Annotated in this window: 22 protein-coding genes and 1 pseudogene; 14 read left to right on the plus strand and 9 right to left on the minus strand. The window is 60.3% G+C overall.

The window, feature by feature from the left end; all coding sequences use genetic code 11:
- Window positions 1-247 (plus strand): annotated as a pseudogene (locus AC13QY_RS21015) (bifunctional methylenetetrahydrofolate dehydrogenase/methenyltetrahydrofolate cyclohydrolase); the annotation flags it as partial.
- Window positions 248-254: 7 nt separating this feature from the next.
- On the opposite strand, the gene AC13QY_RS21020 reads toward AC13QY_RS21015, so the two are convergent.
- Window positions 255-1286 (minus strand): substrate-binding domain-containing protein, encoded by a 1032-nt coding sequence (locus AC13QY_RS21020; protein ID WP_113330073.1) that lies wholly within the window; start codon window positions 1284-1286, stop codon window positions 255-257.
- A gap of 310 nt (window positions 1287-1596) precedes the next feature.
- Between AC13QY_RS21020 and AC13QY_RS21025 the strand changes: the two genes are divergently transcribed.
- From AC13QY_RS21025 to AC13QY_RS21050, 6 genes are all read left to right on the plus strand, one after another.
- The gene (locus AC13QY_RS21025) at window positions 1597-2958 is read left to right on the plus strand and encodes an ABC transporter substrate-binding protein (protein ID WP_113353775.1); all 1362 of its coding nucleotides are present in this window, start codon (window positions 1597-1599) and stop codon (window positions 2956-2958) included.
- Between the two features lie 124 nt (window positions 2959-3082).
- Window positions 3083-4099 (plus strand): carbohydrate ABC transporter permease, encoded by a 1017-nt coding sequence (locus AC13QY_RS21030; protein ID WP_113353776.1) that lies wholly within the window; start codon window positions 3083-3085, stop codon window positions 4097-4099.
- A gap of 1 nt (window position 4100) precedes the next feature.
- Window positions 4101-5255: a carbohydrate ABC transporter permease gene (locus tag AC13QY_RS21035; protein WP_113330076.1), complete on the plus strand. Its 1155-nt coding sequence runs from the start codon at window positions 4101-4103 to the stop codon at window positions 5253-5255.
- A gap of 36 nt (window positions 5256-5291) precedes the next feature.
- Entirely contained in the window at window positions 5292-6944 is a 1653-nt protein-coding gene (bglA, locus tag AC13QY_RS21040; RefSeq protein ID WP_113353777.1) for a beta-galactosidase BglA, read from the plus strand.
- A 21-nt stretch (window positions 6945-6965) separates the two neighbouring features.
- Window positions 6966-8054 carry a sn-glycerol-3-phosphate ABC transporter ATP-binding protein UgpC gene (locus tag AC13QY_RS21045; RefSeq protein WP_113353778.1) on the plus strand — a complete coding sequence of 363 codons (1089 nt, stop codon included), beginning with the start codon at window positions 6966-6968 and terminating at the stop codon, window positions 8052-8054.
- A 191-nt stretch (window positions 8055-8245) separates the two neighbouring features.
- Complete coding sequence (locus AC13QY_RS21050; RefSeq protein ID WP_069612447.1) at window positions 8246-8599, plus strand: hypothetical protein; 354 nt, start codon at window positions 8246-8248, stop codon at window positions 8597-8599.
- 46 nt (window positions 8600-8645) lie between these two features.
- On the opposite strand, the gene AC13QY_RS21055 is transcribed toward AC13QY_RS21050, so the two are convergent.
- Window positions 8646-9242 carry a TetR/AcrR family transcriptional regulator gene (locus AC13QY_RS21055; protein WP_113353779.1) on the minus strand — a complete coding sequence of 199 codons (597 nt, stop codon included), beginning with the start codon at window positions 9240-9242 and terminating at the stop codon, window positions 8646-8648.
- A gap of 294 nt (window positions 9243-9536) precedes the next feature.
- Here AC13QY_RS21055 and AC13QY_RS21060 point away from each other — a divergent pair, with 294 nt between their 5' ends.
- Complete coding sequence (locus tag AC13QY_RS21060) at window positions 9537-10367, plus strand: DUF3313 domain-containing protein (RefSeq protein WP_442966476.1); 831 nt, start codon at window positions 9537-9539, stop codon at window positions 10365-10367.
- Window positions 10368-10408: 41 nt separating this feature from the next.
- On the opposite strand, the gene edd is transcribed toward AC13QY_RS21060, so the two are convergent.
- From edd to AC13QY_RS21085, 5 genes are all read right to left on the minus strand, one after another.
- Window positions 10409-12232 (minus strand): phosphogluconate dehydratase, encoded by a 1824-nt coding sequence (gene edd / locus AC13QY_RS21065; RefSeq protein ID WP_488493914.1) that lies wholly within the window; start codon window positions 12230-12232, stop codon window positions 10409-10411.
- Window positions 12233-12401: 169 nt separating this feature from the next.
- Window positions 12402-13100, minus strand: a complete 699-nt coding sequence (pgl, locus tag AC13QY_RS21070) for a 6-phosphogluconolactonase (RefSeq protein ID WP_113330082.1) — start codon at window positions 13098-13100, stop codon at window positions 12402-12404.
- 15 nt (window positions 13101-13115) lie between these two features.
- Complete coding sequence (zwf, locus tag AC13QY_RS21075; protein ID WP_095433980.1) at window positions 13116-14591, minus strand: glucose-6-phosphate dehydrogenase; 1476 nt, start codon at window positions 14589-14591, stop codon at window positions 13116-13118.
- Between the two features lie 131 nt (window positions 14592-14722).
- A complete protein-coding gene (locus AC13QY_RS21080) occupies window positions 14723-16021 on the minus strand; it encodes an NAD(P)/FAD-dependent oxidoreductase (RefSeq protein ID WP_152093698.1) in 1299 nt (432 codons plus the stop codon).
- A 12-nt stretch (window positions 16022-16033) separates the two neighbouring features.
- Complete coding sequence (locus tag AC13QY_RS21085) at window positions 16034-17470, minus strand: glutamine synthetase family protein (RefSeq protein ID WP_152095529.1); 1437 nt, start codon at window positions 17468-17470, stop codon at window positions 16034-16036.
- A gap of 137 nt (window positions 17471-17607) precedes the next feature.
- Between AC13QY_RS21085 and AC13QY_RS21090 the strand changes: the two genes are divergently transcribed.
- The 3 genes from AC13QY_RS21090 (at window position 17608) to AC13QY_RS21100 (ending at window position 21948) form a co-directional block, all read left to right on the plus strand.
- A complete protein-coding gene (locus AC13QY_RS21090; RefSeq protein ID WP_152093696.1) occupies window positions 17608-18789 on the plus strand; it encodes a BaiN/RdsA family NAD(P)/FAD-dependent oxidoreductase in 1182 nt (393 codons plus the stop codon).
- Between the two features lie 154 nt (window positions 18790-18943).
- A complete protein-coding gene (locus AC13QY_RS21095) occupies window positions 18944-19087 on the plus strand; it encodes a hypothetical protein (protein ID WP_173002499.1) in 144 nt (47 codons plus the stop codon).
- 323 nt (window positions 19088-19410) lie between these two features.
- Complete coding sequence (locus tag AC13QY_RS21100) at window positions 19411-21948, plus strand: methyl-accepting chemotaxis protein (RefSeq protein WP_152095528.1); 2538 nt, start codon at window positions 19411-19413, stop codon at window positions 21946-21948.
- Here AC13QY_RS21100 and AC13QY_RS21105 read toward each other — a convergent pair.
- Window positions 21924-22181: a hypothetical protein gene (locus AC13QY_RS21105; RefSeq protein ID WP_113353786.1), complete on the minus strand. Its 258-nt coding sequence runs from the start codon at window positions 22179-22181 to the stop codon at window positions 21924-21926. The genes AC13QY_RS21100 and AC13QY_RS21105 overlap by 25 nt on opposite strands.
- Window positions 22182-22268: 87 nt before the next feature.
- Between AC13QY_RS21105 and AC13QY_RS21110 the strand changes: the two genes are divergently transcribed.
- Window positions 22269-23141, plus strand: a complete 873-nt coding sequence (locus AC13QY_RS21110) for a LysR family transcriptional regulator (RefSeq protein WP_113395718.1) — start codon at window positions 22269-22271, stop codon at window positions 23139-23141.
- A gap of 36 nt (window positions 23142-23177) precedes the next feature.
- Here AC13QY_RS21110 and AC13QY_RS21115 read toward each other — a convergent pair whose 3' ends face one another.
- Window positions 23178-24176, minus strand: coding sequence for an aldo/keto reductase (locus tag AC13QY_RS21115; protein ID WP_113353787.1), 999 nt, complete (start codon window positions 24174-24176; stop codon window positions 23178-23180).
- Between the two features lie 339 nt (window positions 24177-24515).
- Here AC13QY_RS21115 and AC13QY_RS21120 point away from each other — a divergent pair, with 339 nt between their 5' ends.
- Together AC13QY_RS21120 and AC13QY_RS21125 are read left to right on the plus strand one after the other, a co-directional pair.
- Window positions 24516-25604, plus strand: coding sequence for a polyamine ABC transporter substrate-binding protein (locus AC13QY_RS21120; RefSeq protein ID WP_233788612.1), 1089 nt, complete (start codon window positions 24516-24518; stop codon window positions 25602-25604).
- A gap of 129 nt (window positions 25605-25733) precedes the next feature.
- Entirely contained in the window at window positions 25734-26876 is a 1143-nt protein-coding gene (locus AC13QY_RS21125) for an ABC transporter ATP-binding protein (protein WP_113353788.1), read from the plus strand.
- Window position 26877: the final 1 nt, after the last annotated feature.

The raw sequence follows: 26877 nt of genomic DNA on the forward strand, positions 1-26877 counted from the left end.
GAAGGCCGATTGGGTGAAGCCCGGCGCCACTGTCATCGATGTCGGCATCAACCGGATCGATGCACCGGAGCGCGGCGAAGGCAAGAGCCGGCTGGTGGGCGATGTCGCCTATGGTGAAGCATCCGAAGTCGCTGCCGCGATCACGCCAGTTCCCGGCGGCGTCGGACCGATGACGATCGCCATGCTGATGGCCAATACCGTCATCACTGCCCATCGCGCCGCGGGTAAGAAGCCGCCGAAATTCTAAACAGATATCAGTCGGCCGGCGCAACGCCGGTCGATGCGCGTACGATCAGTTCCGCCTTCCACAATTCCTGCGCAGGAAATGTTTCGGTATGCTTGATTTCCCCGATGAGCCGTTCGGCGATGCGCACGCCGGCGGCTCGCAGTGATGAGCGCGTGGTCGTCAGCGGCACGGTGAAGTTTTCCGGCTTGAGCAAGGTCAACACGTCGTCATGGGCAATCATCGAGATGTCCTCGCCAAGCCTGAGCTTTGCCTGATTGATGGCGCGAACGGCACCGAGCGCCAGCACCGTACTCGAGCAAAGCACGGCCGTCGGGCGTTTGTCTTTCTCCATCTGCAGAATGCGTTCCATGACGAGCAGGCCCTGTTCGTCCGTCATCGGCGTATGGCTGGTGCAGGCCTCCTCGAGCGCCAAGCCACGTTCGGCGAGGGCCGCATCCACGCCGTTCTTCCGGCGAATGGCGAAATCGAGGTAGATCGGGCCGTTCAGAAGAGCAAAGCGCCGATGGCCGAGCTGCAGCAGCAGCTTCGTGGCATCGTAGAAAGCGGCTTCGTTGTCGAGATCCAGGAAGGGATAGTCCGGCTCGGAGCCGATCGATCGTCCATGCACGAGGAAGGGCATGGAGAGCGACTTCAGCATTTCCAGGCGGGGGTCGTGGCCGCGCATATAGTTGACGAACAGCGCGTCGACATTGCCGCTGGCGGCCAGCCGCCGCAAGGCGCCGACCTCATCGTTCGGATCCGCCGGCGTCAATACGAAATGGAAGTCGTGCCGCAAGGCTTCCTCGCCAAGGCCGGTCAGAAACTCCGAGAAGTGCACATCCGAGGAATTTCCGGGTGAGGTCGGCATGACGAGCCCGATTGAGCCGGCTTTGCCGGTCGCTAGTCTCTGGGCCGCCTTGTTCGGTCGGTAGCCGGTTTCTCGAACCGCTTTGAGAACGCGCTCGCGAGTCTCGCGATTGACCTCCGGATATCCGTTCAATGCCCGGCTGACTGTCGTCTGCGACAGCCCGAGCATGTGCGATAGCTGTTTCAGATTCACGGTATTTCGGCTCCTCCAACTGCATGCCGCCACGATGCCGAGACAACCTCCCGAAAAGTCTCAGGCTTTCAAAGCGCTTTCAATTATGTAGCAGCAGAAGCGTGGGAAACAAGATAATTAGTGAAAAATCGACATGCATTCTATGCTGCAACGCGAGAATTGCTGTGTATACTGGCTGAAATCTGAAAATCGCTTGACTTTATCCCGCTCTCAATGGATGACAGGAGTAGCCAAAGCGCTTTGAGGAATGGGGCGCGCAGCACAAAACTGTGCCGGGCTCATGGGTTTCGTTATTAGGGAGGACAACCGCATGAAGAAAATGTTTCTGATGACCGTCGCTGCCGCCGCTCTGGTGGCCGGTACGGCGATGGCTGCCGATCTGAAGTTCCAGCCGGGCCAGGACTCCAAGTTCAACTGGAAGAGCTATGACGACTTCAAGGCGGCGCATGCCGACCTGAAGGGCGAGACGCTGACCATCTTCGGCCCCTGGCGCGGCGAGGACGAGGCTCTCTTCACCAGCGTCCTGAACTACTTCACCGAAGCGACCGGCGTAAACGCCAAATATTCGTCCTCGGAAAACTACGAGCAGCAGATCGTCATCGACACGCAGGCGGGGTCGCCGCCGAATGTCGCCATTCTCCCGCAGCCGGGCCTGCTCGCCAACCTTGCCAGCAAGGGCTATCTAACGCCGCTCGGTGATGATCTCTCGTCCTGGGTCAAGACCAATTACGGCGCCGGCGACAGCTGGGTCGGCTACGGCACCTACAAGGGCAAGGACGGCAAGGACGCCTTCTACGCCTTCCCCTACAAGGCCGACCTGAAGTCGCTGGTCTGGTATGTGCCTGAGAATTTCGAGGAAGCCGGCTACAAGGTTCCGACGACCATGGAGGACCTGATCAAGCTTTCGGATCAGATCGTCAAGGATGGCGGTACCCCCTGGTGCATCGGCCTCGGTTCTGGCGGTGCGACCGGCTGGCCGGCAACCGACTGGGTGGAAGATCTGATGCTGCGTCTGAATACGCCGCAGGATTATGATCACTGGGTCGATAACTCGCTGAAGTTCAATGATCCGAAGGTCGTTGCGGCGATCGATGAATTCGGCAAGTTTGCAAAGAATCCGAAATATGTTGCCGGCGGTGTTGCGGCCGTTGCCTCGACCGACTTCCGTGACAGCCCGAAGGGCCTCTTCACGGTCCCACCGAAGTGCTACCTTCACAAGCAGGCATCCTTCATCCCGTCCTTCTTCCCGGAAGGCACCAAGCTCGGCCAGGATGCGGACTTCTTCTACTTCCCGCCCAGCGCCGCGCATCCTGAACTCGGTAAGCCGGTTCTCGGTGCCGGCACGCTGGCAGCCATCACCAAGGATTCGAAGGCCGCTCGCGCCTTTATCCAGTTCCTGCAGACGCCGATCGCCCAGGAAGTCTGGATGGCCCAGTCCGGCTTCCTGACGCCCTACAAGTCCGTCAACACGGCTGCCTACGCCAACGACACGCTGCGTAAGGAAGGCGAAATTCTGACCACGGCGACCACCTTCCGCTTCGACGGTTCCGACCTGATGCCGGGTAAGATCGGCGCAGGCTCGTTCTGGACGGGCATGGTGGATTTCGTCGGCGGCAAGTCCGCTCAGGATGTAGCCGACGGTATCCAGAAGTCCTGGGACGCCATCAAGTAAGACATCATAGCCCTGCCGTCGCCGGCATTTCGCCGGCGGCGCCATACTGCATATAACGACGCGCCCTTCAGCGCGGCCGATGCCCGACTGATGGACAAAAGCAGAGAATTCGGGGAGGGAAGGGATGTTTTCGCAGATCGTATCGGCGATTGGCGCCATGATATTCGGCGTTGCCATTTGCGCCGCTTATTTTTGGTTCTCCAACAAGTTTCTGGACGTGATTTTCCCGGCGCGGGAGGGTGACGACGTCCATCAGGCGGCTGTCAATCTTCGCCGCCGTGGCCTCATCCGCCCCTGGCTGTTTTTGGGGCCGGCACTGCTCCTACTCATCGTCTATCTCGTCTATCCGGTCGTCGCGACCTTCATCCTGTCCTTCTACGGGCCGGACGGCAGCAAATTCGTCGGCGGCGCCAACTATCTCTGGGCGCTCAACGACACCGAATTCCGCCAGTCGATCTTCAACAACATTCTCTGGTTGGCCGTGGTTCCGGCCGCCTGCACCTTCTTCGGCCTCGTCATCGCCGTCATGACCGACCGCATCTGGTGGGGCAACATCGCCAAGGCCGTCATCTTCATGCCGATGGCGATTTCCTTCGTCGGCGCCTCGGTCATCTGGAAATTCATCTATGAATATCGTGGCGGCACCGACGCGCAGATCGGCCTACTGAATGCCATCGTCCAGTTGTTCGGCGGCACGCCGGAGGTCTGGATCACGATTCCGTTCTGGAACAACTTCTTCCTGATGGTCATGCTGATCTGGATCCAGACCGGTTTTGCCATGGTCATCCTTTCGGCGGCCCTGCGCGGCATTCCGGAGGAGACGATCGAAGCGGCCGTCATCGATGGCGCCAATGGCTGGCAGATCTTCTGGAAGATCATGGTGCCACAGGTCTGGGGCACGATTGCCACGGTTTGGACCACGATCACCATTCTTGTCCTGAAGGTGTTCGACATCGTGCTCACCATGACCAACGGTCAATGGAACACGATGGTGCTCGCCAACCTGATGTTCAACTGGATGTTCCGCGGCGGCGGCGACAGTGGTCGAAGCGCCGTCATCGCGTTGGTCATCATGATCGCGGTCACGCCGATCATGATCTGGAACATCCGCCGTGCAAACGCAGAAACGAAGGGGCGCTGACATGATTGGAAATCTCGGTCGTATCGGCCCCGCCCGCATCTTCGTTCACGCCGCGGTATTGCTCATCGTCCTTATCTGGCTGTTGCCGACGCTCGGCATCTTTGTCACGGCACTGCGCGACAAGGATCAGATCGTCGCTTCCGGCTGGTGGACGGCCTTTGCCGGCTCGTCGCGCACCACGGCAGCCCGCCTCGACGGTCCGGATAAGGCAAAGCCGGACGGCGCAAATTTCGTGATATCAGGCACGCTCGCCGTCGAAGGCGGCGGCAAGATCCAGTCCTTCGGCCTGCGCGTACAGGAGCCGGCAGCCTACAAGGCTGGCGCTCCCGCCGCGCTGGAAAATGGTGAGACGCTGACGATCAACTCTGACGGAAGCTATCGCTATCAGAAGAATGGCCCGTTCGAAGCTGATGCGCGGGCGAAGCGCGTCTATTTGACGGTCGCCACGCCGCCGCAATTCACGCTCGACAACTATCGCAACGTGCTGGGCGGCGAGGGTATCGGCCAGTCCTTCATCAACTCGCTGACGGTAACGATTCCCGCGACGGTCATTCCGATCCTGATCGCTGCCTTTGCGGCCTATGCGCTTGCCTGGATGGAGTTTCCAGGTCGCGCGATTCTGATTGCGCTCGTCGTCGGCCTGATCGTCGTGCCGCTGCAGATGTCGCTGATTCCGCTCCTGCGCATCTATAACGAGATCGGCCAGATGTTCGGCGTGCCGTCGAAGACCTATCCAGGCATCTGGCTGGCGCACACGGCCTTCGGTCTGCCGCTCGCCATCTATCTCCTGCGCAATTACATTGCCGGCCTGCCGAAGGAAATCATCGAATCCGCCCGCGTCGATGGCGCCAGCGATTTCGACATTTTTGTCAAGATTATCTTGCCGCTGTCATTCCCGGCACTGGCCTCCTTCGCGATCTTCCAGTTTCTCTGGGTGTGGAACGACCTTCTGATCGCGATGGTCTTCCTCGGCACCGACAAGGATCACCTCGTGCTCACGGCCGCCCTCAACGCGCTGCTCGGCTCGCGCGGCGGCAACTGGGAAATCCTCACGGCCTCGGCCTTCGTCACTATCCTTATCCCACTCCTCGTCTTCTTTGGTCTGCAGCGCTATCTCGTGCGCGGTCTGCTTGCCGGGTCGGTGAAGGGGGGCTGATTCAAAAACACGTACTTACTACAGGACCCATTCAGCATGAGCATTGCTCTTCAATCGGCTTCGGAAGTTGACAAGGACTGGTGGCGCGGCGCCGTGATCTATCAGATCTATCCGCGTTCCTATCAGGACTCCAACGGCGACGGCATCGGCGATCTCAAGGGCATCGCCGTCCGCCTGCCGCATGTCGCATCGCTTGGCGTCGATGCGATCTGGATTTCGCCGTTCTTCACGTCGCCGATGCGCGATTTCGGCTATGACGTCTCCAATTACGAGGACGTCGATCCGATCTTCGGTTCGCTCGCCGATTTCGATGCGATGGTGACGGAAGCTCATCGTCTCGGCATCAAGGTGATGATCGATCTGGTGCTGTCGCACAGCTCGGATCGCCATCCCTGGTTCGTCGAGAGCCGTTCGAGTAAGAATAACCCCAAGGCCGACTGGTACGTCTGGGCCGATGCCAAGCCGGACGGCACGCCGCCCAACAACTGGCTGTCGATCTTCGGCGGCTCGGCCTGGGCGTGGGATCCGACCCGCATGCAATATTACCTGCACAACTTCCTGACCTCGCAGCCGGATATGAACCTGCATAATCCCGAGGTGCAGGATCGCTTGCTTGACGTCGTACGTTTCTGGCTCGATCGTGGCGTCGATGGCTTCCGCCTTGACACCATCAATTTTTACTTCCACGACAAGGAATTGCGCGACAACCCGGCGCTGGAGCCCTCGCGCCGCAACGCCTCCACCGCGCCGGCGGTCAATCCCTATAACTTCCAGGAGCATCTCTACGACAAGAATCGTCCCGAGAACCTGGAATTCCTGAAGCGCTTCCGTGCCGTCCTCGACGAATATCCGGCGATTGCCGCCGTCGGCGAAGTGGGCGACAGCCAACGTGGCCTCGAAATCGTCGGCGAATACACCTCCGGCGGCGACAAGATGCATATGTGCTACGCCTTCGAATTTCTGGCGCCGGATGCCCTGTCGCCGGATCGCGTCGAAGAGGTGATGAACGACTTCGACACGGCTGCTCCAGAAGGCTGGGCGTGCTGGGCCTTCTCCAACCACGACGTCGTGCGCCATGTCAGCCGCTGGGGCAATCTGGTGGCGGACCGCGATGCTTTCGCCAAGCTCTATGCGGCGCTGCTGCTGACCCTGCGCGGCTCCGTCTGCCTCTATCAGGGTGAGGAACTGGCGCTGACGGAAGCCGATCTCGCCTATCAGGACCTGCAGGACCCCTATGGCATCCAGTTCTGGCCGGAGTTCAAGGGGCGAGATGGTTGCCGTACGCCGATGGTCTGGGACAGCCAGGTGGCGCAGGGAGGCTTTTCCACCGTCAAACCTTGGCTGCCGGTGCCGGTCGAGCATATTCTGCGCGCCGTCAGCGTCCAGCAGGGCGATGAAAATTCGGTGCTGGAGCAGTACCGTCGCTTCCTCGCCTTCCGGAAGCAGCATCCGGCCTTCGCCAAGGGCGAGATTGCCTTTTCGGAGCCGCAGGGCGACGTGCTGATCTACACCCGCACTTATGCCGGTGAGACCATTCTCTGCGTCTTCAACATGAGCCCTGTCGAAACGCTGGCAGCCCTGCCTGATGGCAATTGGCAGGCGTTGACGGGACACGGATTTACCAGCAACAACTACGGCAACAAGATCGATATTCCGGCCTGGGGCGCCTACTTCGCGCGTCTTGCCTGAGCCTTTGGGAGGAGGAAGATAATGACAGGACTTGTTCTGAAGGATATCAAGAAATCCTACGGCAGCGTGCATGTGCTGCACGGCATCGATCTGGAGATCAACGAAGGCGAATTCATCGTCTTCGTCGGCCCCTCCGGCTGCGGCAAGTCCACCTTGCTCAGGATGATCGCCGGCCTGGAGAGCATTACGGCCGGGGATATGATGATTGCCGGACAGAAGGTGAATGAGGTGCCGCCGTCGCGGCGCGGCATTGCCATGGTCTTCCAGTCCTACGCGCTCTACCCGCATATGACAGTCTACGACAACATGGCCTTCGGCATGCGCATCGCCGGCGAAAGCAAGCAGGAGATCGACCGTCGCGTGAGGGCGGCGGCAGCGAGCCTGCAACTCACGCAATATCTGGAGCGTCTGCCGAAGGCACTTTCGGGTGGTCAGCGCCAGCGCGTCGCCATCGGCCGCGCCATCTGCCGCAATCCGAAAGTCTTCCTGTTCGACGAGCCGCTGTCGAACCTTGACGCCGCGCTACGTGTCGCGACCCGCATCGAGATCGCCAAGCTCAGCCAGTCGATGCCAGAGACGACGATGATTTACGTCACCCACGACCAGGTGGAGGCCATGACGCTGGCCGATCGCATCGTGGTGCTGTCGGCCGGCCGCGTCGAACAGGTCGGTGCACCGCTCGAGCTTTACGAGCGCCCGGCCAATCTGTTCGTCGCCAAGTTCATCGGCTCGCCCGCCATGAACATCATCCCGGCGACGGTAACCGAAACTGGCTCGACGACCACCGTGACGCTGACGGGCGGCAAGGCCGTGACGCTGGATGTTCCGACGACGGCCGACGAGAAGGGCAAGACGGCGAGCTTCGGTGTGCGTCCGGAAGACCTGCGTGTCGCGGCCGGTGACGACTATCTCTTCGAAGGCGAGGTTTCCATCGTCGAGGCGCTCGGCGAAGTGACCCAGCTCTATCTCGAAGGTCTGGTCGATGGCGAGCCGATTATCGTCAAGATTCCCGGCATTGCCGATATTCATCGCGGGCAGAAGATGCGCTTTACGGCCGACCGGCAGAAGCTGCATCTGTTCGATGCCAGCGGCCATTCCTATCGCAAGTAGTGGCTTACGGGAGCGTCGCCGGCTCAAACAAAGATGAACAACAAAATTCATCTTGGGCCGGCGCGTTCAAACTTTCTGTTAAAGACCGGCTGATAGTCTCCCCTCATAATATACTTCAGGGGTCTATTAAGATGGCCGCGTTCGGCAGAGCAAATTCAGGTCAGCATTTCCTCAACAAAGAAGAATCTTTCATGTATGACCGCGAGGTGCGGTTCCGTATGGAAGATACGATGAATGCGGCGCGCCTCGAATACACCGAAAAGGGCGTGATGAACCTTGCGTCCCGCCGCTGCGATATTATCCGTATCTCGCAGAGCAGTGCGGTTCTCGCGATCCTCACCCAGTATAATCTGCCGAAGCAATTCTATCTGGATATCCCCGACGCGCGCATTACCAAGATCGGCTGCGTGTTGATGAAGGTCTTCTCCAACAACACCGTCGAAGTTCGTTTCCTGCGTCTTCTCACCGAGAGGGAAATGAACAAGATCTTCGTCTACAGCACGCATCCGGCCCATAAGAACCGCGTGCTCGATATCCGCGCCTGATCGACGGCCACAAGAAACGGGCATAGCGATCCGTACGGCAGACGGTTCAGATTTCCGTCCGCCATTTTTCGAGCGCATCCTCAAGATATTTGATCAGCGGCAGTCTGCCATTTTCCCGCAACCATTTGTCGACCGACAGGCGCAGCGGACTGACTGCGATCATCGAAACCAGCCGCAGACCGTCTGGGTCCTTCGTCGGAAACAATTCGCACAGGGTTTGGTAGGCGATTTGCTCGAGCTCCAAAGAGTTGCCTCGTGCGCGGGCGCGCAAGATCTCGCTTTGACGTAAAAGCTTGGCAGTCTCCAGAAGCCGAGGCGCTTCCGCCTCGATACGGACCACAAGTCCCAGGGTGGCTTGATGGACGACCTCTAGGGGGCGCCCGGCTGAGGCACTCTCCATGATGCCAGTCCGCAGCGCATCCATATATCGGCGTTGATGCGCCAGAAGAATATCGTCCTTGCTCTTGAAGTAATAAAAGAAAGTCCGGCGGGAAATCCCGGCTGCTGCCGCAATCTCCTCGATTGTCGTTTCCTGATAACCTTTCTCAAGAAAGGATTTCATTCCGACGTCCGCTATGCGTTGAAAGGTCACGCGGCGCTTCTGTTGGCGCAGGCCTTCCGGCTTGGATGGTGCATCGTGCATTGGATCATTTTGGCATGAGTCGCAACGCCGCTCAAATCTGGCGCATGCCCCGTGGCTCCTTCTCTGTGGTCTCAATCTCTGGTGAAATAAATTCTCCGCTTCGCTCCCCGATTGCCGCAAATCGGCCGATATTAATATTACACTCAGTGCGATATTTAATGTTGATGCTGATGTTCATAACCCGGTGCAGGAGCACAAACATCCATGGCAGCCAATGCAATCTCAAATCACGATGGAAGTAAGACGTATGGTCCATATGCCGCCGAAAGCCGTCGGAGGCGCGATATTTGCTCGATGGCTCTGCTGTTGAGCGTGCTAGGAGGCTGTGCCGCCGCGCCGCTGGATCGGGCGGGATCCCTGCGATCCTATGATGGCCTGGCCCGATCGGACGGGCTGGTCGCACACTCGCTTCTGAGGGTGAGCAAGGACGATGTTCTTGCGGCCAAAACCGTGAAGATCATTCCCACGGCTTTTTCCATGCGCGCCGAAAACGCCGCCTTTACACCCAAACAGCGCGATCTCGTCACCAATGCCGTCGACAGGGCGCTTTGTTCCGGATTGAGCGAACGCTTTGCCGTCGTCGGTCTGTCCGAGCCAGCGGATTTGACCGTCCGCGCCGTCGTGACACAGGTCAGGGCAACGAATGCCACCGCCGTCGGAGTCTCGAAAGTTGCGTCTGTGGGCAAGAGCGTATTGCTGCCGGGTGTACCGGTTCCGGTTCCGCGTATTCCGATCGGCATGGGCAGCCTCTCGCTCGAGGCAGAGGCTTTCAATCCCCAAGGCGTACAGAAGGCTGTCATGATCTGGGGACGTGGCGCGAACGCATTTTTTGATTCGGGCACCATCGCCAAGGAAGGGGATGCCTATAGCCTCGCCGCCAAATTCGGCGGCGATTTCAGCAAGATGCTGGTCAAGGGCAAGACGCCGTTCGGCGCGGTGCCCTCGTTCCCTTCCAAGGCGAAATTGGCGGCCCTCGTCGGCCGCGCCCCGAAATACGATGCCTGCAAGGTATTCGGGAAGTCCCCCGGCGTGACAGGCTTCGTCGGAGCGCGCCTCGGCCTTCCGCCGGCATGGACGGACAAGGCTCCGCCGGCAGCAGGAAATACGGCATCGAAAGCTCCTTGAGCAGCCTTCGATGTCGCCCTGCCGAAATCCGGCGGACAATCTCAGTGGCGGAACAGGACGCTTGCGCCCTGATCCGCCGGCCCCGCGGCGTGGCGGAGCGGTACGAAGAGCTCGCGGCCCATGCCGAATTCATTCTCCGAGAGATCGGCGACCACGGGCTCCCGCTCCGCCATATCGGCGGCATCGACGAGGACTTCCAGCGTACCGGCGATCGCATCGATGCGGATGATGTCGCCTTCGCGAATACGGGCGATAGGGCCACCGTCGACGGCCTCCGGCGTCACGTGAATGGCGGCCGGGACCTTGCCCGATGCGCCCGACATGCGGCCGTCGGTCAACAGAGCCACGCGGAAACCGCGATCCTGCAGCACGCCGAGTGCCGGCGTCAGCTTGTGCAGCTCGGGCATGCCGTTGGCCTTCGGTCCTTGGAAGCGGACGACGGCGACGAAATCGCGGTTCAGCTTGCCGTCCTTGAAAGCCTGCTGCATCTCGAGCTGGTCGTGGAAGATCACGGCCGGCGCTTCGATGATGTGGCGCTCCGGCTTGACGGCGGAAATCTTGATGACCGCCTTGCCGATATTGCCGCGCAGCATCTTCAGGCCGCCATTGCTCTGGAAGGGCGTGTCGATGCTTGCCAGCACCTTCGGGTCGTGGCTCTTTTCCGGGGCGGGCTCGCGCACCACATTGCCGTCAGCACCGAGCTTGACGTCGATGGAGTAGCTCTCGAGGCCCTGGCCGTAGACGGTGCGCACGTCGTCGTGCAGCAGCCCCTTCTTCAGAAGTTCCTTGATGAGGAAGCCCATGCCGCCGGCAGCATGGAAATGGTTCACGTCGGCAAGGCCGTTCGGATAGACGCGGGCAAGCAGCGGGATGATGTCGGAAAGCTCGGAAATATCCTGCCAGGTGAGCACGATGCCAGCGGCGCGCGCCATGGCGACGAGGTGCATCGTGTGGTTGGTCGAGCCGCCGGTGGCGTGCAGGCCGACGACGCCGTTGACGATCGAGCGTTCGTCGATCATCTCACCGGCCGGCGTGAATTCATTGCCCATGGCGGTGATGGCGAGTGCGCGCTTGGTCGCCTCGCGCGTCAGTGCCTCGCGCAGCGGCGTGCCGGGGTTGACGAAGGAGGCGCCCGGCATGTGGAAGCCCATGATCTCCATCAGCATCTGGTTGGAATTGGCCGTGCCGTAGAAGGTGCAGGTGCCGGGGCCGTGATAGGATTTCGATTCCGCTTCGAGGAGTTCGGCGCGGCCGACCTTACCTTCGGCATAGAGCTGGCGTACGCGTGACTTCTCGTCGTTCGGTAACCCCGAGGTCATCGGGCCGGCCGGAATGAAGACGGCAGGCAGATGGCCGAAGGAGAGAGCGGCGATGACGAGGCCGGGGACGATCTTGTCACAGACGCCGAGGTAGACGGCCGCATCGAACATATTGTGCGACAGGCCAACGGCAGCCGACATGGCAATCAGGTCACGCGAGAAGAGCGAGAGCTCCATGCCGGGCTGGCCCTGCGTGACGCCGTCGCACATGGCCGGCACGCCGCCGGCCACCTGGGCGATACCGCCCGCTTGCGCAGCCGCCTCGCGAATGATCGCAGGATAAGTCTCAAAGGGCTGATGTGCCGAGAGCATATCGTTGTAGGAAGTGATGATCCCGAGATTGGGCACGCGGTCTCCGGCCAGCGCATCCTTCTCGGAGGGGGAACAGATGGCGAAGCCATGCGCAAGATTGGCGCAGCCAAGCACGGAGCGCTGCGCGCCCTTCGTTGCGGCATTGCGCAGGCGGTCCAGATAGCGTTCGCGCGTCGGCTTCGAGCGCTCGACGATGCGTGCGGTGATCTTGGAAATGCGGGCGTCAGCGGCCATGGTCGATCTGCCTCCGTCTGTTCTGCGCAATGCCCGAAGATCTATCTCGGTGGGGGCGTGGCGCGGGGGGTCCAAAAGTCAATGCTTTGTCGCTGCGCCCGCAAGGGCACATGGCGCAGCATAGGTTGCTGTGTCATTCAAGGTTCGATGACGAGGCCTGTCGGCCGTGTCAGGGAGCCCAATAAATCTCGACCGGGGAAGCCGCCCGCCGCAGCATGGAGCGGATCGGCATCTCGGTTTCCTCGCCCGCCGCTTCGGCTTTGGCGAGAACCTCTTTCTTTCCTTCTCCCTCGATATGGAGCACCAGCAATCGGGCATCCTGAAGGCTGGAGAAAGTGAATGTCAGCCGCGGCTCACCGGCACCTTCCGCTTCCATCGTGATGATGCCGCGCGGGGTGTTCGGATCGAGTGCGGTCTTGAGATTGCTGCCGCCGGGAAAGAAGGAGGCGGTGTGGCCGTCATTGCCCATGCCGAGAATGGCGACATCGAAGGGATGGCCGATAGCCTTGGTTTCTTCCGTGGCGATAACTGCAGCCTCTTCGACAGAGGCCGCAGCCTGATAGAGCGGAAGGAACTTGGCGGCTGCCGCCTTGTCCTTCAGCAGGTTTTCCTGAACGAGCAGGTGGTTCGAACGCGGATTGTCCGCCGGCACGAAGCGTTCGTCGACGAGGGTGATCGTCACCTTGCCCCATTCGATCGAGCGCGATGACAGCGCCTGGAAGAAGGCCTTCGGCGTCGAGCCACCGGAGACCGCGATGCTTGCGGAGCCGCGCGTCGCGACGGCGACCGAGAGGGTCTCGGCCACCTTGTCCGCGAGCTTGCCGGCGAGTTCGGCACCATTGGCAAAAGCATGCATATTCGCTGTCATCGTCATCGTCCCAGATTAGATATCGTCATGCCAGGTGCGGCCGTCACGCTCGATAAGCGCAATAGCCTGGCTCGGACCCCAGGTGCCTGCCGTGTAGCCCTGCACCTGCTGGCTGGCTTCTTCCCAACCCTTGAGGATCGGGTCGACCCATTCCCATGCGGCTTCGACTTCGTCGCGGCGCATGAACAGCGTCTGGTTGGAGCGGATGACGTCCATCAGCAGGCGCTCGTAGGCATCCGGATTGCGGACGTTGAAGGCAGACGCGAAGCTCATGTCGAGCGAGACGTTGCGCAGGCGCATGCCGCCCGGGCCTGGGTCCTTGATCATCAGCGACTGCTTGACGCCTTCGTCCGGCTGCAGGCGGATGATGAGCTGGTTGGCGACGATGCGGCCGGCAGCCTGATCGAAGATGGTGTGGGGAATGTGCTTGAAGGTGATGACGATCTCCGACATGCGGCCGGCAAGGCGCTTGCCGGTGCGGATGTAGAAGGGAACGCCAGCCCAGCGCCAGTTGCCGATTTCGGCCTTGATGGCGACGAAGGTTTCGGTGTTGGAAACGCCGCCTTCCAGTTCGTCGAGGTAGCCCTTGACCGGACCGCCTGCCGAGGCGCCGGCGCGGTACTGACCGCGAACCGTTGCTTGCTCGACGTTGGAAGCGTCGATCGGCTTCAGCGCGCGCAGCACCTTCAGCTTCTCGTCGCGAACGGCTTCCGAATCCATCGAGGAGGGGATTTCCATCGCGGTCAGGCAAAGCAGCTGCAGGATGTGGTTCTGTACCATGTCGCGCAGGGCGCCGGCGGTGTCGTAGTAGCCGGCGCGGCCTTCGAGACCGACCGATTCAGCGACGGTGATCTGGACGTGGTCGATATGATTGGCGTTCCATAGCGGCTCGTAGAGCGCGTTGGCAAAGCGCAGCGCCATCAGGTTCTGCACGGTTTCCTTGCCGAGATAGTGGTCGATGCGGAAGATCTGCTCTTCCTTGAAGACCTTGCCGATCGTGTCGTTCAGCTGCAGGGCGGATGCAAGGTCGCGACCGATCGGCTTTTCGACGACGATACGGGTCTGCTTGGTGATCAGCTTGTGATCGTGGATCTTCTGCGAGATGTCGCCGAAGATGCCAGGCGCGACGGCGAGGTAGAAGGCGCGCACGCGCTCCTTGCCTTCGTCCAGTATCTTCTTGAGCTGATCCCAGCCGGCGTCGCTGCGCGCGTCGACCGGTACGTAGAACAGACGAGCGAGGAACTTCTTGACCTCGGCGTCGTCATATTCGCCCTTCTTCAGGTGCTCCTTGAGGGCGGCGTCGGCAAATTTGCGGTATTCCTCATTGGAAAGCGCGCTGCGTGAAGCGCCGATGATGCGGGTTGGCTCGGAAAACTGACCTTCGACCTGACGATGGTAAAGAGCGGGCAGGAGCTTGCGTTCGGCAAGGTCGCCGCTGCCGCCGAAAACGACATAATCAAATGGTTCAACGGGAATGATCTGGCTGCTCATGAGCTATCTCTCAATCGGTCTTGGTTGAGGCCCCTTTTAATCTAATCGATTTAAAAAGGCCAGTGTGCATCGCAAAATTCAGATGCGCTTTTTAGAGCGGATTGCCGGCGGAAGAAATCATCTTCCGGTTTTCAAAACCTGTCGCGCAACGCAAACCACGAGAGCGCCAGGAACAACAGAGGCGCCCGCATGCGCGCACCGCCGGGGAAGGGCGGAATGTTCAGCTCCTTGAAGAGATGAAGCTCGTCCGCATTCCCGAGAACCGTTTTCGCATAGAGTTTACCGCAATAATTTGACAGCATCACCCCATGGCCGGAATAGCCGCCGATCGAGGTCACGCCCGGCATGACTTCGCGCACGAAGGGCTGGCGCGGCATGGTGATGCCGACCGAACCGCCCCAGGCATAATCGATCCTGATATCGCCGAGAGCTGGATAGATTTCGGTGATTTGCCGGCGGATGTGCTGCGTTATGTCGCGCGGATTGTCTGATGTATAAGCCTCGCGCCCGCCGAACAGCAGGCGTCCATCCCTCGATTTGCGGAAATAGCGCACGACGAATCGCGAATCGGCCACCGCCTCGTTGCCGGGAAGAACCTGCGGAAAGCGGTCGAGCGGTTCGGTCGCGCCGATGAAGGAGCGGATCGGCATGACGTGACTTGCCGTCACCGGCTCCAGATTGCCAATGTAGCCGTTGCAGGCGATCAGCACGCGGTCGGCGGTGATCTCGCCGCCATCCGTTTCGATGATCGTCTTGGCGCCGGCCTGCCGAAAACCCTTCGCCTTGGTCATTTCGAAGAGAGACGCACCGGCCTCAGCCGCGACGCGGGCAAGGCCGATTAGCAGCTTCAGCGGGTGGATATGACCCGTGCCCATATCCCGGACGCCATAGAGATAGAATTGCGAACCCAACCTCTCCTGGGTTTCGGCCTGATCCATGAAGGTCATATGCGGATAGCCGTAGCGGGTCGCCGCGATCTCCGCACTGTCCATATAGTCGCGCTTGTAGCTGCGCTTATGCGTGACATTCATCTGGCCGGGCAGGAAATCGATGTCGATGCCATGCTCGGACGCGAAATCGAGAAGATGCCGCTTGGAATCTTCGGCCAGATCGAAGAGGGCCTTGGAGCGTTCATAGCCAATCTTCTCTTCGAGCTCTTCGGGCCACCAGCGCTGGCCGGTGCCGAGCTGGCCGCCGTTACGGCCGGAGGCGCCGTCGCCGAAGCGGTTGGCGTCGATCAGAGTGATGTCGACACCGCCTTTGGCGAGGTTGTAGGCGGCCTGAAGGCCGGTATAGCCACCGCCGATGATCGCGACATCTGCGCGGCGCGAGCCGTCGAGCTTCGGATAGATCGGACGCTGGCCGACGGTCGCCTGGTAGAAGGAAAGGCCTGGAGCAATCGGGCTCTGCCAAGTTTCCTGCAATGTCATGGGCGATCTCCCTCACACGTTGAGCAGAAGGAATTCCCGCTCCCACGGGCTGATCACCTGCATGAAAGTCTCGAACTCGCCGCGTTTCACGCCGGCATAGATACCGATGAAATCCTGGCCGAAGACCTCTTCGAAGGCCGGCTCGTCTTCCATCAGTGCGATGGCTTCGAGGAGACCGCGCGGCAGGTCGATGGAGCCTTCGTTGGCAGAATCCTCGGTCGGCGCCGTCGGCTCCACCTGCTTCATAATGCCGAGAAGGCCCGACGCAAGCGAAGCGGCGAGCGCCAGATAGGGATTGGCATCCGAGCTCGGCAGCCGGTTTTCCACACGTCTCGCCTGCGGATCGGAGATTGGCACGCGGAAAGCCGTGGTACGGTTGTCGTAGCCCCAGGCATTGTTGACAGGGCAGGACATGTTCGGCGCCAGCCGGCGATAGGAGTTCACATAGGGCGCCAGCATGGCGAGCGCATTCGGCACGAAGCGCTGCATGCCGCCGATGAAATGGAAGAATTCGGGCGAGGGAGTGCCATCCGGATTGGTGAAGACGTTCTTGCCCGTCTCGATGTTCACGACAGACTGATGGATGTGCATCGCCGAGCCCGGCTGGCTCTGCATCGGTTTGGCCATGAAGGTCGCGTAGATGCCGTGCTTCAGCGCCGCCTCGCGGATCGTGCGCTTGAACATGAACACCTGGTCGGCAAGCTCGATCGGGTCGCCATGGCGCAGGTTGATTTCCAGCTGCGCCGGCCCTTCTTCATGGATCAGCGTATCGATCTCAAGGCCCTGCTTCTCGGAGAAGTGATAGATGTCGTCGATCAGCTCGTCGAACTCGTTGATGCCGGCGATCGAATAGCCTTGGCCGCCGAGGATCGAGCGGCCGGAACGACCCTTCGGCGGGTGCAGCGGATAATCCGGATCGTCATTCTTGGCGACGAGATAGAATTCGATTTCCGGCGCCACCACCGGCTTCCAGCCGCGATCACGATAGAGCCCCATGATGCGCTTCAGCACGTTGCGCGGCGTATAGGAGACTTCCTGTCCCTCGGAATTGACGATATCGCAGATGACCTGCGCGGTCGGATCCGTTTCCCAGGGCACGACCGACAGCGTCGACAGGTCGGGGACCAGCTTCAGGTCATTGTCGCGCGGCTCGTAGCGGAAGCTTTCGGTCTCTTCCGGATATTCGCCGGAGATCGTGTGTCGATAGATCGCCGAGGGCAGTGCCAGCGATGTGTTGGAGGTGAATTTCGATGTCGGCATCATCTTGCCGCGCGGCACGCCGGCAAGGTCCGGCGTGATGCATTCTATGTCCTCGATCCCGCGTGCCCGTAACCATTGCGCCGCTTCCTTCCAGTTTGCCACGCCGCGTGCCGATCTCAGACTGGGGGGTACTATTGGTGCTTTCGAGACGGGTATGGAAGCTTTCAGCGGGGTCTTTCTCGCGGGCATAAAACACCGTATTTGGGTTGATCGGTGAGTGCATCATAACTGCAGTTTGCCAATTGGCGAGGGGGAAAACCGCTGGGACTTTCGCCGTATGATGGAAAAATGACGAGAGAGCGCGGCGAAGAATAAAGGGCTGAAGCGTGACCGGCAGATATGATGTGATCGTCCTTGGCGCAGGCGCTGCCGGCATGATGTGCGCCATCCGCGCCGGCCAGCGCGGTCGGTCCGTTCTCGTGCTCGATCATGCCGCCGCACCCGGCGAAAAGATCCGCATTTCCGGCGGCGGCCGCTGCAATTTCACCAATATCCATGCCGGTCCGAAGAACTTCCTGTCCGCCAATCCGCATTTCGCCAAATCGGCGCTGGCGCGTTTCACGCCTGCCGATTTTCTGGCCATGGTCGAGCGCCATGGCATCGGCTGGCATGAAAAGACGCTCGGCCAACTCTTCTGCGATGATAGCGCCAAGGATATCATCCGCATGCTGACCGACGAGATGCGCGTGGCCGGTGCGCAACTGCGACTGCGAACGGAGATCAGCGGCATCGAGCAGAAGGCGGGCGGCTATCGTGTCAGCACATCCGAAGGCGCCTTCGAAGCATCCTCGCTGGTCGTCGCCACGGGCGGCAAGTCGATCCCGAAGATGGGCGCGACAGGTTTTGCCTATCGCATTGCCGAGCAATTCGGCGTGCCTGTCGTCGAAACGCGGCCGGGCCTTGTGCCGCTGACGCTCGATCCGCAATTGCTTCAGCGTCTGGCTCCGTTGTCGGGCATTGCTGCCCCCGCCGAGATCCGCCACGGCAAGACGGCATTCCGCGAGGCCCTGCTCTTCACCCATCGCGGCCTCAGCGGCCCCGCCATTCTGCAGATTTCCTCCTATTGGCGGGAAGGCGAGGACATCACCGTCGCGATCGAGCCCGATATCGACATTTTCGCACTGCTGAAGAAGGCCAAGCAGGTCAATGGCCGGCAATCTGCGCAGACGGCGCTTGCGGAAATCCTGCCGAAACGGTTGGCTCAGCACATTGTCGAGAGCGAGGGCATTTCCGGCAACATGGCCGATCTGTCGGACAAACGCCTGCAGCAGCTCGCGGCTTCTATCCAGTCCTGGCCGGTCAAACCTTCCGGATCGGAAGGCTATCGCACCGCCGAAGTGACCCTCGGCGGCATCGACACGGCTTGCCTCGATTCGCGGACGATGCAGGCGAAAACCAATCCCGGCCTGTTCTTCATCGGCGAATGCGTCGACGTGACCGGCTGGCTCGGCGGCTATAATTTCCAATGGGCGTGGGCCTCCGGGCATGTAGCCGGCGAAGCGGCTTGAACTGCCGTTTCAAGGCCTTGTCGGCGCCTTGAGAAAATGGAACCGGCCTCTGTTTCTCGCGTTTTCCTTTCCTACATTATTAGTGAATACATTGGCAGTTGCCGAAAGCACCATTTGCCGGTTATCGTGTCAGTGCGAAAATGGGAATATACTCATGAACAGAACACATCGTCGCGCTCGCGCCATTGCAATCGCTCAGACCCGTGACAATGCCAAGCTTTTGGCGGCAAGACTGTTGATGTTGGCGACCGGCGTTACTGCCGCTTGCATCGCCTACCTTACCGTACGCGGCTTCTGATTTCAGCCGCCACATTGCTCTTGGCCGTCGTCGAACGGCAGCCTTGGCTCGCGCACAGAGATAGATCTCTCCCTCCGCTTTTCAGCGTTCGATTGTATGCTGCGGGTCACACTACATCCTTATCTGAAAATTAATTAATCACGCCGACAATCCCTGTCGATTTCTTGGGGCGCTCTACTGCAAGCTGGAGCCGAAGCAATGATTGCTTCCCGACTTATACTCGGGAACCCCGCCTGCTGATATTTCAAGAATGATGATTATACATCCGGTCAGCGCCGAGGCGGCGTCGACGGGGGAGCGGTGTGTGAGAGGTCTGGGCCAAAATGTTCATTGACAAGATATTGTCGCGTTTCAACATCAAGACGAAAGTTCTGATATTCGTCCTGCCGTTCGTCATCAGCATTTCCGCCGTGGGCCTTACCGGGCTTTATGCGTCGGGCCTGCTTCAGGGCCGCATGGAGATCTCCAACAGCGTCCTGCAGTCCCTGACCGGGTTCAAGAACCTCTATGGTTCCATGGATGACTTCCTGCGCATCACGAACACACAGCAGCGCGACAAGCTCTATGAGGACATCAAGTCGCAGCAGGGCGTGCTGAATGCGACTCTCGGCCAGCTCGGTGCGGATGCGGATGGTCGCGACAATCTGACCGACGCGATGGCAAAGACCGCCGACATGTCCAACCTCGTCGGCAGGCTGTGGTCTCTGCACGAACAGGAACTCTCGCTGCGCAAGACGATCGACGACGCCCAGCGCGCCTTGATCAGTGCCCGCTTCAACGTCAATTTCAACAGCCAGCAGCTGGAAGACCGGATGCGCCAGGACCAGGCGGACGCGACCTCCACGTTGCGCTCCGCCGACCGCCTGCTGAAGGGCGGCGATATGCTGGCCTCTGTTGCCGAAGACTTCAACAAGGCCGCGACACCGGCCGACAAGGTCAAGGTACTGAAGGACCGGCTGCCGGACCTGAACAAGGCGCAGCGCTCCATCGACCTTGCCTTGCCGCAGAACCAGAAGAGCGTTGTCCAGTCGCTCGTGGGTACCATCAAGGATCTTGCTGCCTTCACCGAAAGCACGGATGTTCCGACCGACGATACGATCACCAATATCAGCCGGCTGCTTTCGCGCTTCCGCCAGACCTCGACCTATACGCAGCTGACGGCGACGCAGATGATGCGCCAGGCGACCACGACCTTCGTTTCCCTCGATGCCCGAGTCGCACAGACCAATTCGGTCCTGCAGGACACGCGCCGCCTTGAAGATTCGATCTATTCGCTGCAGCTCGTGCTGGCCGATTTCAACGCCAATACGAACAAGGACAATCTCGTCCGCCTGCGCCAGGAAGTCTCCAAGCTCGGTGGCGATATCGATACGCTGAACCAGAGCGCGAAGAGCATGGATTTCGCCGGCGACATCGACTCGGCCATTCGTCCGGCCATCAAGTCCATGGATGAGGCCGGCGGCAAGCTGGTCGATACCATCAATCAGCGGATCGGCGAATATGCCAGTGCCCGCCAGCAGCTCGATCAGGTCTGGGGCCAGCTGACAGCTTTCGCCGAGACGCAGAAGCAGAGCGCCGGCAGCGAGCGCAACCAGGCAAATTCCATATCCATCCTGGCAACCGCACTCGGCATCATTCTCTCGGTTGCCGGTGGCATCGCACTCGTCCTGACCCTGCAGCGTCCGATCGGGCAGATCACCGCTGCCATGCGCCGCATCGCTGATGGTATGCTGGAGACTTCGATCTCCGGCGAGCAGCGCCGGGACGAAATCGGCGACATGGCCAGAGCCCTCGGCATCTTCAAGGAAAACGCCATTTCGAAGATCCGTATCGAGGAGCAGAGTGACGAGGAGCGCGCTGCCGCAGAGCACGAACGCCAGCGCAACGATGCCGAAAAGCGCGAGCTCGACCGTCAGATCGACTATGCCGTCAGCGAGCTTGCCGCCGGTCTCGAGCGCCTTGCCCAGGGCGATATCTCGGCGACGATCGACACGCCTTTCATCGGCCGCCTCGAGCAGCTGCGCCAGGACTTCAACAGTTCGCTGTCCCGCCTGCAACAGACGCTGAGCCAGGTCCGCAGCAATGTCGAGATGATCCAGAGCAACGGCGCTCAGATGGCGGCTTCCGCCGAGGATCTCTCCAAGCGCACCGAGCAGCAGGCCTCTTCGCTGGAGCAGACCGCCGCTGCCGTTGACCAGATCACCACGACGGTCCGTTCATCTGCCGAGCGCGCGAAGGACGCGGATGCAATCGTGCGCGAAGCCAAGCGCAGTGCCGATGACAGCTCTGTCGTCGTCGGCAACGCCATCGATGCCATGTCGCGTATCGAGGAGGCCTCGCGCCGAATCGAGCAGATCATCGGCGTCATCGACGAGATCGCTTTCCAAACCAACCTTCTTGCGCTCAATGCCGGTATCGAAGCCGCCCGCGCAGGCGATGCGGGCAAGGGCTTCGCGGTCGTCGCCATGGAGGTGCGCGAGCTGGCGCAGCGCTCGGCTGCTGCCGCCAAGGAGATCAAGGGGCTCATCAACAAGTCGACCGAGGAGGTCAATTCCGGTTCGCAGTACGTGCAGGAGGCCGGTTCGGTGCTCGCGCAGATCAGCAGCCAGATCGTGACGATCAGCCACCACGTGGAAATGATCGCCCGCGCCAGCCACGATCAGGCAAGCGCGCTGCAGGAGGTTAACTCCTCGGTCAATCACATGGATCAGATGACCCAGCAGAATGCCGGCATGGTAGAAGAAACCACGGCGGCGAGCCGCGAGCTCGCCACCGAGGCCGATGCCCTGCTGCACCTTATCCTGCAGTTCAAGATCGAGACCGGCTATAGCGCGAACTACATGCGCGAGCAGGCGGCCTGACCGCAGCGGGCGTTGCTATCGCAGGCGGATCGGCCCATTTCCGGCCGGTCCGCCTTTTTCATTGCCTGGAGTCGGGTGCTCAAAGCGACAAATATCCGCTCAATCCATATGAAGAGCCGCGGCGGCTCGAGCCCGTAGTCAAGGTAGAATAAATCTTCGTTGCAGCGCCATTGCTCTTCGCGTGCCAGGCTCTGTATTTCTATGGCTTTCGCCAGGGCCATGCTGTCCATCATGAGATGTCTCCTTCCGTGAGGCATCCCTTCAACTACACATACGAATTTGCTTTATAAACAGCCATGATCATCTTATGTTTTTCAATTATGAAAAACACGACATGGGATTCCTATCAGCTTTTTCTGGATGTCGCCCGTGGTGGCGGCCTGACCGGCGCGGTTGCTTCCAGCGGCTTGAGCCCGGCGACGATCGGCCGGCGCATGCTGGAGCTGGAGGGAAAGATCGGTCGCCCGCTGTTCGAGCGCAGCCAGGCGGGCTATACGCTGACCGGCAATGGCCAGGCCCTGTTCGACCAACTACTGGAGATGGAAGCCGCCGCCCGCAAGGTCGATAGCTGGCAGCGCGATGCTCAGGGTGCATCGATCGTGCGTATCGCTGCCGGCACCTGGGTCGGCTGGCTGCTCAGCCAGAACATGCCGACTATCTGCTCTGAACGTGACGGGTTTGGCATCGACCTTCATCTCGGCGAACGCCGCGCCAGCCTCGCCCATCGCGAAAGCGATATCGGCATCCGTGCCTTCGAGCCGGAGGAGACCAATCTCGCCGCCATCAAGATCGGCGATGTCGCCTATGCTGCCTATCAGGCCCGCAACATGCGCTTTTCCGGCCCGCAGCGCTGGATCGCGGTAGCGGAGGAGGAGGCGATCTCGGCCTATCTGCGCTGGCCGCACCAGAACAAGCGCGAGGAAATCGTTTTCACGGTCAGCCGGCCGCGTTCGCTACGCGATCTGGTGCTTGCCGGCTCCGGCATTGCCGTTCTGCCCTGCTTCGTCGGCGACCAGGAGCCGTGGCTGGCGCGGGTCGGCGAGGAAATTCCGGAGCTGCGCCATCGGCAGTGGATCGTCATGAACAATGCCGACCGTCATCGCCGGGAAATCCGCACCGTGGTCGACCGCATGACCAAATTGCTGAAAAGCCACGCCGAGCTCTTTGCCGGCAAGCGTCCGACCTATCTGTAAAGAAACCGGCGGCAATTGACCGCCGTTCGTGCTTCTTCACCGAGCTGCGTCGCCCCAGCGATATTCGACCGTGGCCTCGTCAAGCTTCGCCTTCAGTTCCGGATCGAGCTTCAGGTCGATGGCGGCCAGCGTGTCCGTGAGCTGTTCGGGGCGGCTGGCGCCGATAATGGCTGAGGTGATGACCGGATTGGCGGCCACCCAGGCGACGGCAAGCTTGGTCAGCGATTGCCCGGCCTCTTCGGCTATGCCGCGCAACTTCTCGATCGTGGCAAATTCGCGTTCATGCCAATAGCGCTGCAGATAATTGCTGCCGGCGCTGCGAAGCTGTGCGCTGAAACGCCCTTCTGTCGGCGCGACATCGTGCTTGTGCTTGCCGGTAAGGAGGCCGCCGGCGATCGGGTTGTAGGGAATGACAGCGAGGTGCTGTTCTTCGGCAAGCGGCAGAAGCTCGCGCTCGATCTGGCGGAACAAGAGATTGTAGCGCGGCTGCACCGACACGAAGCGCGCGGTGCGCAGGAAATCGGCGCGGCCGAGCGCCAGTGCCAGCCGGTAGGCGAGGAAGTTCGACACGCCGACATAGCGGGCCTTGCCGGAGCGCACGATGGTATCGAGCGCCTCCAGCGTCTCGTCGATCGGCGTCTCGCGATCGTCCGAATGCAGCTGGTAAAGGTCGACATAATCGGTGCCCAGGCGCCGCAGCGAAGCGTCGATGGCGTCGAGAAGATGCTTGCGCGACGCGCCCTGATCCCAAGGAGACGGGCCGACCTTTCCGACAGCCTTCGTCGCGACGATGAAGCGGTCGCGCTTGCCCTTCAGCCAGCGGCCGACAATCTCCTCGGTGCGGCCGGCAAGCTGCTCGCCGCCGCCGAGCGGGTAGACATCGGCGGTGTCGATGAAATTGACTCCGGCATCGGCCGCCTTGTCGAGAATGGCATGGGCGATCTCTTCCTGCTCGATCTGCAGGCCGAAGGTCATCGTGCCGAGACACAGGCGCGAGACGCTGAGACCGGTATTGCCGAATTTTTGATACTGCATGATAGGTCCCCGCTGATGGGTTTGAGTTTGCCCGCTGGGCAGGATGGCGAAACAGGCGTGAGAATGTTTGTGGACGAGAACGTCTCGATGTTAGCAAAGCCTGCTTCCGCATTCACGTGCGAAGCAAGCCCTGCATTCACAATTGCGTGCGAACGGCATTGTCTCTTGGCGGGCAATTTTGCTTGGAGATCGGTCGTTTTCGGGGAAAACGGCTAAAGCTTATGCCGGCTTGCTTTTTCCCTTGTCGCCTTCCGATTTCCTTTCTAGTCTAGCGGGAAAAACAGAGGGTTGGGTATCGCCTGGATGCCCTTGAACAAAACAGGAGAGACTATGAAGTCCATGTTCGCACGGCTTGCAGCAACGGCGTTTGCCGTCGTTTCGCTGGCAACGGTCGCTCAGGCAGAAGACAAGGTCGTCAATATCTACAACTGGTCGGATTATATCGACAATTCGATCCTGGAGGATTTCACCAAGGAAACCGGCATCAAGGTCGTCTACGATACCTTCGACCAGAACGAGACGCTGGAAACCAAGCTGCTGGCCGGCAAGACCGGCTACGACATCGTCGTCCCGACCGCCTATTTCCTGCAGCGCCAGATCAAGGCCGGCGTCTTCCAGAAGCTCGACAAGTCCAAGCTGCCAAACATCTCCAACATGTGGGATACGGTGCAGCAGCGCATCGCCACCTATGATCCTGGTAACCAATACGCCATCGACTATATGTGGGGCACGAGCGGTGTCGGCTACAACGTCGACAAGGTGAAGCAGATCCTCGGCACCGACGACGCTCCCGATATCAACGTGATCTTCGATCCGAAGCTCGCCGCAAAGTTCAAGGATTGCGGCATTTACGTGCTGGATTCACCGACCGACGTCATCCCGGCCGCGCTGCGCTATCTGGGCCTCGACCCGAATTCGACAAAGCAGGAGGACTTCAAGAAGGCCGAGGATCTCCTGACCGCGATCCGTCCCTTCGTGCGCAAGTTCCACTCCTCCGAATACATTAACGCGCTTGCCAATGGCGATATCTGCCTGGCGTTTGGTTATTCCGGCGACGTGCTGCAGGCCCGCAACCGCGCCGCCGAAGCGAAGAACGGCGTCAACATCGCCTATTCGATTCCCACCAAGGGCGCGCAGATGTGGTTCGACGTCATGGCGATCCCTGCCGATGCGCCGCATGTCGAGGAGGCGCATATCTTCCTCAACTACATCATGAAGCCTGAGGTCATCGCCAAGGCCAGCAACTTCACTGCCTATGCCAACGGCAACAAGGCGTCGCAGCAGTTCGTGAGCAAGGATGTACTCGATGATCCGGCCGTTTATCCCACGGATGCGGTTCGCGAGAAACTGTACACGCTGACCCCTTGGGACTCTAAAACGCAGCGCTTGGCGACGCGCTTGTGGACAAAGGTCACGACAGGCCAATAAATCGAAGCGGCCCGGACGGCAACGTCCGGGCCTTTCCTTATGAGGATAAAGTCAGGAATCACGAACGTGCCGGGATGGGGAAGAGCCGGCGCGACGCGCGCTACAATGGCGTTCAATTGGGGATAGATAATGAAGTCACTCGGTAATATCCGGCGTTCTTTTGCTCCTTGGATCGATCCTTCGGCCAAGCCTTACATTTCCTTCAAGAACGTGACCAAGAAGTTCGGAGATTTCACCGCCGTCGATAACCTCTCCCTGAATATCTACAATCGTGAATTCTTTGCCCTTCTCGGCGCATCCGGCTGCGGCAAATCTACGCTTTTGCGCATGCTCGCGGGCTTCGAACAGCCGACGACGGGCGAGATCGTGCTCGATGGTCAGGATCTCGCCGGTACGCCGCCCTATCGCCGCCCAGTCAACATGATGTTCCAGTCCTACGCGCTGTTTCCGCATATGTCGGTGGAAAAGAACATAGCCTTTGGCTTGCGCCAGGATGGCATGCCGAAAGCTGAGATCGACGATCGAGTCGGGCAGATGCTGAAGCTTGTCAAGCTGGAGCAATTCGCCAAGCGCAAGCCCAATCAGCTGTCCGGCGGCCAGCGCCAGCGCGTGGCCTTGGCCCGCTCGCTTGCAAAGCGCCCGAAAGTGCTGCTGCTTGACGAACCCCTTGGCGCGCTCGACAAGAAGCTGCGCGAAGAGACGCAGTTCGAACTCATGGATCTGCAGCAGAGCCTGGGGCTGACCTTCGTCGTCGTCACCCACGACCAGGAAGAAGCAATGACCATGGCCGACCGCATCGCGGTCATGAGCCACGGCAAGGTGGTGCAAGTGGCAACGCCGGCCGAGATCTACGAGGCGCCCAATTGCCGCTTCGTTGCAGACTTCATCGGCGATGTGAACATCCTCGACGGCAACGTCACCTCGGCACAATCCGGCATCGTCGAGATAGCGGTCGAATCGGGCTTCACGGTGCGCACGGCTTCCGGAGACACGCCCTCGGCGGGAAGCCGAGCCAGCCTCGCCATCCGTCCGGAGAAGCTCAGAGTGACGCCGCGCCCGCCGGCCAATGCCTCGGTCAATGCGGCCGAAGGCGAGATATGGGATATCGCCTATCTCGGCGACATGACTGTCTTCCACGTCAAGCTGAAGAGCGGGCAGGTGGTCAAGGCCTCGTCGCTGAACGCTGTCCGCGCCGTGGAAGAGCCATTCGCCTACGACCAGAACGTCTGGGTCTCCTTCGACGAAAATGCCGGCGTCTTGCTGAAGGATTGAT

It is taken from the genome of Martinezella sp. CNPSo 3795 (genome assembly GCF_057784475.1).